The sequence below is a fragment of the Castellaniella sp. genome (assembly GCF_034007085.1).
Taxonomy (GTDB): Bacteria; Pseudomonadota; Gammaproteobacteria; order Burkholderiales; family Burkholderiaceae_B; genus Castellaniella.
The window spans coordinates 1-10,571 of sequence record NZ_JAVERO010000072.1 but is presented as its reverse complement, the minus strand read 5'-3'; the positions used below and the strand labels follow the sequence as shown (position 1 = coordinate 10,571).

General features: G+C 65.7%; 7 protein-coding genes. 2 read left to right on the top strand and 5 right to left on the bottom strand.

Features of this window, described 5'->3' with window-relative positions; genetic code table 11:
- From RBR29_RS07730 to RBR29_RS07715, 4 genes are all read right to left on the bottom strand, one after another.
- On the bottom strand, positions 1 to 276 hold a 276-nt coding region (locus RBR29_RS07730; protein WP_320348390.1), incomplete at its 3' end, for a formate dehydrogenase accessory sulfurtransferase FdhD.
- A 10-nt stretch (positions 277 to 286) separates the two neighbouring features.
- Positions 287 to 3,160, bottom strand: a complete 2,874-nt coding sequence (fdhF, locus tag RBR29_RS07725) for a formate dehydrogenase subunit alpha (protein ID WP_320348389.1) — start codon at positions 3,158 to 3,160, stop codon at positions 287 to 289.
- Positions 3,161 to 3,169: 9 nt separating this feature from the next.
- Positions 3,170 to 4,729, bottom strand: coding sequence for an NADH-ubiquinone oxidoreductase-F iron-sulfur binding region domain-containing protein (locus tag RBR29_RS07720; protein WP_320348388.1), 1,560 nt, complete (start codon positions 4,727 to 4,729; stop codon positions 3,170 to 3,172).
- Positions 4,730 to 5,215, bottom strand: coding sequence for an NAD(P)H-dependent oxidoreductase subunit E (locus RBR29_RS07715; RefSeq protein ID WP_320348387.1), 486 nt, complete (start codon positions 5,213 to 5,215; stop codon positions 4,730 to 4,732). It lies immediately after the preceding gene.
- A 192-nt stretch (positions 5,216 to 5,407) separates the two neighbouring features.
- Here RBR29_RS07715 and RBR29_RS07710 point away from each other — a divergent pair, with 192 nt between their 5' ends.
- On the top strand, positions 5,408 to 6,511 hold the full coding sequence (locus tag RBR29_RS07710) for a substrate-binding domain-containing protein (protein WP_320348385.1): 1,104 nt from the start codon (positions 5,408 to 5,410) through the stop codon (positions 6,509 to 6,511).
- 16 nt (positions 6,512 to 6,527) lie between these two features.
- On the opposite strand, the gene RBR29_RS07705 is transcribed toward RBR29_RS07710, so the two are convergent.
- Positions 6,528 to 10,043, bottom strand: coding sequence for a DUF748 domain-containing protein (locus RBR29_RS07705; RefSeq protein ID WP_320348383.1), 3,516 nt, complete (start codon positions 10,041 to 10,043; stop codon positions 6,528 to 6,530).
- A gap of 174 nt (positions 10,044 to 10,217) precedes the next feature.
- Between RBR29_RS07705 and RBR29_RS07700 the strand changes: the two genes are divergently transcribed.
- Positions 10,218 to 10,571, top strand: a 354-nt coding sequence (locus RBR29_RS07700; RefSeq protein ID WP_320348391.1) for a QueG-associated DUF1730 domain-containing protein, incomplete at its 3' end; no start/stop codon positions are given.

Sequence of the window (10,571 nt, the reverse complement as noted above, 5' to 3'; positions counted from 1 at the left end):
CACGGTTTCGACCTCCAGGTCGAGCACGTCGACCGGTGATCGGATGATGCCTTCGGTGTAGGAAAAGCCCAGGGCCAGTTCCGGGATGTGCAGCGGTGAGGCCAGCAGGGCCACATGCGCGATGCCGTTGTATTCCAGGGCGACGGCCTGTTCGCAGGCAATCGCATCCTGCGAGGCCGAAGCGTGCTGGCGGCCGATGCGCACGATGTCGCCCATGGCGAGGCCGGCGGACGGGTCGGGCAAGTCGGACATCGGATCGAAGTCTGCGGGATGCATGCGGGTCTCCTCAGGTGCCGGCGGGTGCCGCCTGGGGCTGGCGGGTGGCCAGGAGTTCGTCCTGGCGCTGTTTCAGGGCTTTCCAGTCGCGCTGCCATGCCGATGGTTCGGTGACTTTGCGCACCTGGACCGCTGTGACTTTGTATTCGGGGCAGTCCGTGGCCCAGTCGGTGTTGTCGGTGGTCACGACGTTCGATCCGCATCCCGGAAAGTGGAAGGTGGTGTACACCACGCCCGGCTGGATGCGGTCGGTCAGGGTGGCGCGCAATGTGGTTGCGCCGGCCCGGCTTTCGATCGCAACCCGGTCGCCCTCGGCGATGCCGCGGTCTTCGGCGTCGTGGGGGTGGATTTCCAGGACGTCCTCGCTGTGCCAGGCGTTGTTGGCGGTGCGCCGGGTCTGCGCGCCCACGTTGTATTGCGCCAGGATGCGGCCCGTGGTCATCAGCAGCGGGAAACGGCGCGTGGAACGTTCGTCGGTCGGGACGTACTGGGTGATCATGAAGCGTCCCTTGCCGCGCACGAATTCACCCACGTGCATGATGGGCGTGCCTTCCGGAGCGTCATCGTTGCAGGGCCACTGGACGCTGCCGCCCAGGGCGGCGATGCGGCCGAACGACACTCCGGAGAAAGTCGGCGTCAGCCGGGCGATTTCGTCCAGGATTTCGCCGGGATGGGCGTAGTGCATGGGGTAGCCCATGGCCGTGGACAGGGCGCAGGTGACTTCCCAGTCGGCCAGGCCGGCCTTGGGCGCCATGACCTGGCGCACCCGCGAGATCCGGCGCTCGGCGTTGGTGAACGTGCCGTCCTTTTCCAGAAAAGACGAGCCCGGCAGGAAGATGTGCGCGTACTTGGCGGTTTCGTTCAGGAACATGTCCTGGACGATCACGCATTCCATGGCTTGCAGGGCGGCCACCACATGGCGGGTATTGGGGTCGGACTGGGCGATGTCTTCACCCTGGCAATACAGGCCCTTGAACGAGCCGCTGTGGGCGGCATCGAACATATTGGGTAGCCGCAGGCCCGGCTCGGACTGCAGCGGCACGCCCCAGGCGCGCTCGAATTCGGCGCGTACCGTGTCGTCGGACACATGGCGGTAGCCGGGGAACTCATGCGGGAACGAACCCATGTCGCAGGAACCCTGGACATTGTTCTGGCCCCGCAGTGGATTGATGCCCACGCCTTCGCGGCCGATATTGCCGGTGGCCATGGCCAGGTTGGCGATGCACATGATGGCTGTGGACCCCTGGCTGTGCTCGGTGACGCCCAGACCGTAGTAGATGGCGGCGTTGCCGCCGGTGGCGTACAGGCGGGCGGCGCCTCGCAGGTCCGCCGCAGGCACGCCGGTGATGGATGCCGTGGCCTCGGGGGCGTGTTCGGGGCGGCGGATGAACTGCACCCATTCGTCAAAGGCGCGGTCCTCGCAGCGGGCGCGGACGAAGTCGTGGTCGATGAGGTCTTCGGTGACGATGACGTGGGCCATGGCGTTGAGCACGGCGACATTGGTGCCCGGGCGCACCGGCAGGTGGTAGTCGGCCTTCACGTGTGGTGCGTCGACCAGTTCGGTGCGGCGCGGGTCGATCACGATCAGGCGCGCGCCCTGGCGCAGCCGGCGCTTCAGGCGCGAGGCAAACACCGGATGGGCGGCGCTGGGGTTGGCGCCCAGCACCACGGCCACGTCCACGTGCATGACCGAATCGAAGGTCTGGGTGCCGGCCGATTCCCCGATGGTGGTTTTCAGCCCGTAGCCGGTGGGCGAGTGGCAGACGCGGGCACAGGTGTCGACGTTGTTGTTGCCCATGGCGGCGCGCACCATTTTCTGCACGAGGTAGGTTTCTTCGTTGGTGCAGCGCGATGAGGTGATGCCGCCGATGGCATCCACGCCATAGGTGGCCTGGATGCGCTTCAGTTCGGCTGCGGCGTGGCCGATGGCCTCTTCCCACGAGACTTCGCGCCAGGGGTCGGTGATCTTTTCCCGGATCATGGGTTGGGTCAGGCGGTCGGCGTGGGTGGCGTAGCCCCAGGCAAAGCGGCCCTTGACGCAGGAATGGCCGCGATTGGCCTTGCCGTCCTTCCAGGGGGTCATGCGGATGACCCGGTCGCCTTTCAGTTCGGCCTTGAAGCCGCAGCCCACGCCGCAATAGGCGCAGGTGGTGATGACCGCGTGATCGGCCTGACCCTGGTCGATGACGGTGTTTTCGATCAGCGCCGAAGTCGGGCAGGTCTGCACGCAGGCGCCGCAGGACACGCAATCGCTGGCCAGGAAACCATCGTCCTGTCCGGCGGTGATGCGTGAATCGAAGCCACGGGCCTGCACGGTGAGCGCATAGGTGCCCTGGACCTCTTCGCAGGCCCGCACGCAGCGGCTGCAGACGATGCATTTGGACGGGTCGTAGGTGAAATAGGGGTTGGATGTGTCGGAGACATCGTCCAGGTGGTTGGCGCCTTCGAACCCATAGCGCACGTTGCGCAGACCCACCACCCCGGCCATGTCCTGCAATTCGCAGTCGCCGTTGGCCGGACAGGTCAGGCAGTCCAGCGGATGGTCGGAGATGTAGAGTTCCATCACGTTGCGTCGCAGGGTGTGCAGTCGGTCGGTTTCGGTGCGGACCACCATGCCGTCCTCGACAGGCGTGGTGCAGGATGCCGGATGCCCCCGACGGCCCTCGATTTCGACCAGGCACAGGCGGCAGGAGCCGAAGGCTTCCAGGTTGTCCGAGGCGCAGAGCTTCGGGATCTGGATGCTGGTTTCTGCCGCCGCGCGCATGATCGAGGTGCCGGCCGGGACGGTGATGGTCTGGCCGTCGATGGTCAGGGTGACGGTTTCGGTGGATGGGGACTCGGGCGTGCCCAGGTCGCGGTCGCGTTTCAGGACGGTTTCCAGCATGGCGGGCTCCTAGACGGTGTGCAGGGCCGGTTCGGCAGCGAGGCCGAAATCTTCGGGGAAATGACGCAGGGCGGACAGCACGGGATAGGGCGTCATGCCGCCCAGCGCGCACAGCGATCCGGCCATCATGGTGTCGCACAGGTCACGCAGGAGCTCGGCCCGGGAATCACGATCCTGGCCGCTGCGGATGGCGCGGATGACCTCGGTGCCGCGTATCGATCCGATGCGGCAGGGCGTGCATTTGCCGCAGGATTCGATGGCGCAGAATTCCATGGCGTATTCGGCCAGGGCGGCCATGTCGGCCGTGTCGTCGAAGGCCACCACGCCCCCGTGGCCCAGCATGGCGGAAATGGTCAGAAAGGCTTCGTAGTCCAGCGGCGTGTCCCATTGGGATTCGGGCAGGTAGGCCCCCAGCGGGCCGCCCACCTGGACGGCCTTCAGGGGCCGGCCCGAGCGACTGCCGCCGCCAAAATCGAACAGCAGTTCGCGCAGCGTCAGGCCGAAGGCTTTTTCCACCAGGCCGCCGTGACGGATGTTGCCCGCCAACTGGAAAGGCAGGGTGCCCCGGGACCGGCCCATGCCGAAATCGCGGTAGGTGGCGGCCCCCTGGGCCAGGATGAACGGCACCGTGGCCAGGGAAATCACGTTGTTGATCACCGTGGGACAGCCGAACAGGCCACGCACGGCGGGCAGCGGCGGCTTGGCGCGCACCAGGCCCCGGCGGCCTTCCAGGCTTTCCAGCAGCGAGGTTTCCTCGCCGCAGATATAGGCGCCCGCGCCGCGCCGCAGTTCGATGTCGAAGGCGCGTCCCGTGCCCTGAATGTCGTTGCCCAGCCAGCCGGCCGCGCGCGCCGCGCGCAGAGCGCCTGCCAGGATTCGTTCGGCCTGGGGATATTCGGAGCGCACATAGATGTAGCCGCGCGTGGCGCCCACCGCCAGGCCGGCGATCGTCATGCCCTCGATGAGGGCGCAGGGGTCGCCTTCCATCAACATGCGATCGGAAAAGGTGCCCGAGTCGCCTTCGTCGGCGTTGCAGACGATGTATTTCTGTTCGGCTGGCGTTTGCAGTACGGTGCGCCATTTGATGCCGGTGGGAAAGGCGGCCCCGCCCCGGCCGCGCAAGCCGGATTCGGTGACGGCGTCGACAATGGCGGCCGGGTCCATGGCCAGCGCCTGCCGCAGCCCCTCAAAGCCGCCATGGGCTTCGTAGTCGGTGATGCTGAGCGGGTCGATCACGCCGACCCGGGCGAAGGTCAGGCGTTCCTGCTTTTTCAGGAACAGGATGTCTTCGGTCAGGCCGTGATGCAAAGGGTGGGTGGCGTCATGCGCCCAGGCCGCATCCAGGATAGAGGCGACGTCCTGCGGCGTGACGGGGCCGTAGGCGACCCGGCCGGCAGGCGTGACGACCTCGACCAGGGGTTCAAGCCAATGCAGGCCGCGCGAACCGTTGCGCACGATGTGCAGATCCAGTTTGCGGCGGGTGGCTTCGATGCGAAACGCGTCGGCCACGGTATCGGCCCCCATGGCCAGCGCGGCGGTGTCCTGCGGGATATAGAGGGTCTGTGTCATTCAGGCCTCCCGCGCTGCCGCCAGCAGGGCGTCCAGTTTTTCGGGGGTGACGTGCGCGTGGGGACGGCCATTGATCATGACGGCGGGTGATTGGGCGCAGAGGCCCAGGCAGTACACCGGCGCCAGCGAAACGTCGCCGGCGTTCTCGGCCGCTACGCGTGTCTGGGCGTGTTCGTACAGGACACCGCCGCCACAGGCCTGACAGGATTCGGCGCGGCAGACTTCGATCTGCGTGCGTGCAGGTGGCGCGGTGCGGAAATGGGTGTAGAAGCTGATCACGCCGTGGACCTCGGCGCGGGAACGCTGCAGGGCGGTGGCAATCTGCGGGACAGCGGGTTCGGGAATCCAGCCCAGGGTGTCCTGCACATCGTGCAGGATCGGCAGCAGCGCGCCGGGCTGGCCGGCATGTCGGGCCAGAATGTCCTGCACCCGTGGGTCGGCATCGTCGTGCGGGGTCGGATCGATAGCGGGCTGGATCGTGTCCATGGCTTTGTCTCCGGGCGCATGCTCGGCCAGCAGGCGCTTTAATAGGTTTTGATTTGCATATATATTTCAGTGCCGTTGGTGTACTCTACTATCGAAAATAATTTGATTTCAATAAGATAAAAAAAGCATATTAATTCCATGGTTATTTTTTATATGCAATTGAATTCATATTAATAAGATTCAGGAGGAGACATGGCGGTCTACCGATTCAAGCCCCGCTTGCATTCGGAATGGGTGCTGGAAAAGCAATCCGGGGAAATACTGCCCATGGGCGAAGTGCTGCGGTTGCTGGCAGCCGTCGACGAGCACGGCCATATTGCGGGGGCCTGTCAGGCGCGTGGCGTGTCCTATCGGCATGCCTGGGGCATGCTGCGCAAGGCCGAAGCCGAGTTCCAGGCGCCCCTGATCGAAACGTCCCGGCGGCGTGGTTCGCGCCTGACCAGCTTCGCCCAGCATCTGCTGTGGGCCAACCGGCGCATCGATGCGCGCCTGGCGCCGACCTTCGAGAGCCTGGCTTCCGAATTGCAGGAAGAACTGCAGCGCCTGTATTCAGAGGAAATCTCTGTGCTGCGCCTGCATGCCAGCCACGGCTTTGCCGTCGAAGGGCTGATGCGGCTGGCCAATGACCAGGGCATGCTGCCGCTGGAATTGCGCTATCGGACCGGGATCGAGGCCTTGGCCTCGCTGGACCGTGGGGAATGTGATCTGGCGGGTTTCCAGGTGCCGGTGGCGGAATACGAAAAACCGATCCTGCAACACTATCTGCGCTGGCTCGATCCGGACCGCATGTTGTTGTTGCATCTGGCGGAGCGCAACACGGGGTTGTTCGTGCAGCCCGGCAATCCGAAGCGGATTCAGTCGGCCAGCGATCTGGTGCGTCCGGACGTGCGGTTCGTGAACCGGCAGATCGGGTCCAGCACGCGCTTCCTGATCCATCTGATGCTGGAACGCCTGGGCATCGATCCAAAGGACGTCATTGGTTTCGACAGTGGGGAATTCACGCACATGGCCATCGCGGCTCACATCGCCAGTGGCATGGCCGATGTCGGCATCGGGGTCGAGACGGCCGCCTGGCGCTGCGGGCTGGACTTCATCCCGCTGGCGCGGGAACGGTATTTTTTCGGGATCAACAAGGACTTGGTGGGCACGCAGTCCCTGCAGCGGCTGCTGGATCTGATGAGTGGGGATGCCTATCAGGCGTATGTCCGTGACCTGGTGGGCTACGATTGCAGCCTGCTGGGACAGGTCCAGACCCTGGAGCAGGCCTTTGGCCCGGAATTCGCCAGCAGGCGTTGATGCCGGGCGGCCGGCTTCAGTGCAGGGCGAATTCCACGCGTGTTGCCGGGCCGTCGTCCTCGATGCCGTTCGCGTCGGGCTTGGCGGCCACGATGAAGACCCGGTCGGCCAGTTCCGGCGCAGCGGCGATGATCCGTTCGTATACGGCCTGTGCGCGTGCCTCGGCCAGATCGGCCAGGGGCTGTTTGCCCAGCGGGGCGGCAGTCAGCAGCAAGGCGTTCATCTGCTCGGGCGGCAGGGACTTGGCGATGCCGATGGCGTTGCGCGGCTTGCCTTTGATCTTGGTGTCGTCATAGACGTCTTCCAGGTATTTGGCGCGGTCGGCGTCGGTCAGTTCGATGGTGTCGGCCGCTTGCTTGCTGCGCTTGCCGCCAGCCCGGGCCTTGGCCGCCCGGATCCGGTCATCCACCCAGGCCTGGCGCAGTCCGGTTTCGTCGACCTGCGGATCGGCGCGGCCGATGATGTCCATTTTCAGTGAGGGGCGGTCGGCCAGTGCCTTGACCAGCGTGTCGATGTTCGATTGCGCGGTGTCGTCGAGTACGGCGCTGCCTGGCGCGAAATCGATGCGGGACAGGTCCTCCCCGCCGCCGAAGGCGGAGGCCAGTAATGAGAAGGGCGCGGTGACCGCCTTGGTGATCGTGTTCACGATCACCTGCACGATGATGCCGCCTACTGAAAACTGCGGATCGTCCAGCGAGCCGGAGATCGGCAGGTTGATGTCGATGTTGCCCTTGGCGTCCTTCAGCAGGGCGACGGCCAGCAGCACCGGCAGCTTGAGCGCATCGGGGCTGTCGGACGGCTTGCCGAAGGTGAGCTGGTTGAGCAGCACCTGATTGCTGGCCTGCAGGGCGCGATCCTTGATCTGGTAGTGCAAGTCCACCGACAGTTTGCCGCGTTCGATGGCGTAGCCGACGTACTTGGACGAATACGTGGTGAATCGAGGCAGGTCCACGCCCTTGGCCGAGGCGTTCAGGTCCAGCGCCAGGTAGCGCGCGAACGGCTGGACCGTGCCTGCGACGGAAAGCGGCGCGGTGCCGTACACGCGGCCTGTGACGCGGACCTTGGCTGGCGCAGGGCGGGTCGAGGAAACAGCTGTGAGCGTGCCTTCAATGGCGGACAGTTCGGCCCGGTAGTTGGGTCGCACGAAATGGTCATTGAAGGTCATGCGGCCCCGTTTGAGGGTGACGCTGCGGATCGAGATGCGAGGCGCGGGGCCGGCGGATTTTTTCGGTCCGGCCCGCGCATGCGCGGCGGCGCCCGTGCGGCGGGTTTGCGTGTCCTGGGTGATCGAACCGGCCGCCGTGCCTTTGTCCACCAGGATATCCATTACGTTCAGGCGTGCGTTGCTGTTGAGCAGGATGTTGCCGTAGAAGTCATCCAGCAGGATGTCGCCCAGGCCCAGGTCCAGCTGCGGCCCGGCCACCGCGATGTGCATATTGCCCAGTCCCAGATGTTTCCAGTTCAGGAATGCGGCCTTGTTGACGCGGTCCTGGAGATTCAGGCCGTCGATGCGAACGGTGCCGCGCCAGTCTGCGCGCAGGGCCTGTTTGCCTTGGGGGGCGGCGAATTCGGCTTTGCCGCGTGCGCCCAGGGTCACGCTGCGGACCGTGGCGTTCAGGCTGGACGCGATATAGGGCGCCAGGGAAGCCGCGTCGAACTGGTTCAGATCGACCGAGGTTTTGAGCGTCAGTGGCTGCGCCGTCAGAGATCCATCCAGCGCCAGCGTGCCGTGTTTCTGGATACCATCGGCCTGCAGGGAAAAGTGTGTCGGTTCGGCGTCCAGCGCCAGCCGGTCGGCGCTCAGCGTCAGGGTATTCAACGACAGGGCCACGCCCGGCTTGACGGATTCATCGCGGGCGGCGAACTGATTCAGGCCCAGCGTCACGTCGCGCGCCAGGATCTGGCCGTCGGTCGCCTCGATCAGGCCATCGAGCCGCAGCCGGCCATCTTGCAGTTCGATGGGCCAGAAATGGCGTGCGGCGGCAGCAAACGGCGCCAGCGCCAGCTGGTCCAGGTTGACTTGCAGCTGTGCCGACAGGGGGTGCAGCATGATCGGCCCCTGGACTTGCAGCGTGCTGTCGTCCAGAGGGTTGTCCATGCCCAGCCGGGCCTGGATGGGCTGGTCCGGGGGCTGCGGCCAGGCAATCTGTTCGATTGTGGCGCTCAGTCCGTTCAGCGGGTAGTCCAGGCCGCTGGGATCGTCACGCAGGTGTACGGCGCCCGCATCCAGTCTGAAGGTGCCCAGGGAAATCTTCCAGGACGTGTCCGTGGCGGATGTGGTAGCCGGCGCCTGTGCCTGCGGCAGAGGGCCGGGCGCTGGGGTGGGCTCGGGGGTCGCGCTGGTGGCCGTGCTTGTGGATGGCGCGGCCGGGCTGGTCGGGACGTGTGCTGCGGATTCGGATGTGTCGGATTCGGATGTGTCGGATTCGGGGGCGGCGGGCGAGGGGGCGGCCGGTTCGGGGGCATCCAGCCGGGTCAATCCCTGGGCCACCCGCTGCCAGTTCAGTTGTGTGGCATCGCGGTGTGCCTCTACCTGCGGTTGCGTCAGGGTCAGGGTGTCCAGGGCCACCGTCCGCGCGCCCAGGTCGAGCGCCAGGCCCTCGGCCTTCAGGCTGTCCCAGGCCAGCAGCGGCGCGCCCGAAGTTTCGGTCACGTTCAGCTGGCGCAGGGCCAGGTCGCCTTGTACGCGAATGCGGGGTGCCGCGCCGGGTGGTTGTTCGAACAGCACCTGCAGCCTGGAATCCAGCGAGGCGCGCTCGACCTTGATGGGCAGCGGCAGCGGCCAGAAGTCGGCCCATTTGTCCAGGGCTACGCCGTCCAGGGCCACGTTCAGCGTCGATGTGGGCACGGTTTCGAAAGGCCGTGCCGTGCCGTTCAGATCGAGGGGGCTGCCATTGATGCGCAGGTGCACAGCGGGCTGTACATCGATGTCGGTGGCGTAGCCAAGCGAGGACAGAAAGGGAATACCCAGCGTGAGTTCGTCGATCGTCTGCTGGCGGCCGGTGACCTGGTCATCCAGGCGGATGACGCCGTCGGTCAGGGACAGATTGTTCAGGGAAAATCGCGGCGGGCCGTCATTGCTTGTATCGGGTTCGGTTGGCTGTGCGGCCGCGCGCGCGGCCAGCCGGTCGACGATGTCGGAAAAATTGAAGCGTGCGACGTCCTGACGTACCAGCGCGACCTGGGGCCGATCGACGTGGATCCGGTCGATCACCGGCGCGAACAGCACGATGGAGCGCCAGGCGGCGCGCAGGTCGAGTTCGCCGATCTGCAGCAGCGGCTGCTGGGCATCGGGCTGCTCGATGATGATGTCCTGCGCGCGCAGCGCCAGCGTGAAAGGGTTGAAGCGGATTTCGCCGACCTGAACGGGCCGGCCCAGCAGTTCGGACACATCCTGGGTCAGCGCGCTGCGCACGGCCTTGGGCACCAGCCAGGCGGCCAGCGCGGCCAGCACCAGCAGCGCCAGGGTGGAGCCCGCCAGGATCCTGGCCATTCGTCGGCTGGGTTTCAGAACTGGCATCCGCAACCGCATGGCATGCGCTCCTGACAAGTGGGTTTTTTGTTCATGGTTCCATGCCGCAGACACGGTTGTTTTCCCGTCCGCGATGCGTGCCCATTATCGCTGCCGGGTGTGGACGCGTCTATCGCGGGTCACCCGAATTCCTATAATTTCCCGATGGACAGGCACAGTCAATGGTATCGCCAGATCCGGGCATGGGCACAGGAACTGGGTTTTTCCGAAATCGGGGTTTCGGGGGTTGACCTGTCTGCGGCCGAACCGCTGCTGCTGGAATGGCTGGCGCGAGGCTTTCATGGCGACCTGGACTACATGCAGCGGCATGGCCTCAAGCGCGCCCGGCCGGCCGAACTGGTCCCCGGCACGGTCAGCGTGCTGACCGCGCGCATGCCGTATCTGCCGCGCGATACCGCACCCGGCTGGCAGGCCCGCGAACTGGCCCGCCTGGCCGATCCCGGCGAAGGCGTCGTGTCGCTGTATGCGCGGGGGCGCGACTATCACAAAGTGGTGCGCGGGCGTCTGCAAAAGCTGTGCGCCCGCATT

Excerpts from the sequence above, each read along its gene's own strand:
- fdhF (WP_320348389.1), bottom strand. The coding sequence starts at position 3,160 with ATGCTGGAAACCGTCCTGAAACGCGACCGCGACCTGGGCACGCCCGAG.
- RBR29_RS07720 (WP_320348388.1), bottom strand. The coding sequence starts at position 4,729 with ATGACACAGACCCTCTATATCCCGCAGGACACCGCCGCGCTGGCCATG.
- RBR29_RS07715 (WP_320348387.1), bottom strand. The coding sequence starts at position 5,215 with ATGGACACGATCCAGCCCGCTATCGATCCGACCCCGCACGACGATGCC.
- RBR29_RS07710 (WP_320348385.1), top strand. The coding sequence starts at position 5,408 with ATGGCGGTCTACCGATTCAAGCCCCGCTTGCATTCGGAATGGGTGCTG.
- RBR29_RS07705 (WP_320348383.1), bottom strand. The coding sequence starts at position 10,043 with ATGCGGTTGCGGATGCCAGTTCTGAAACCCAGCCGACGAATGGCCAGG.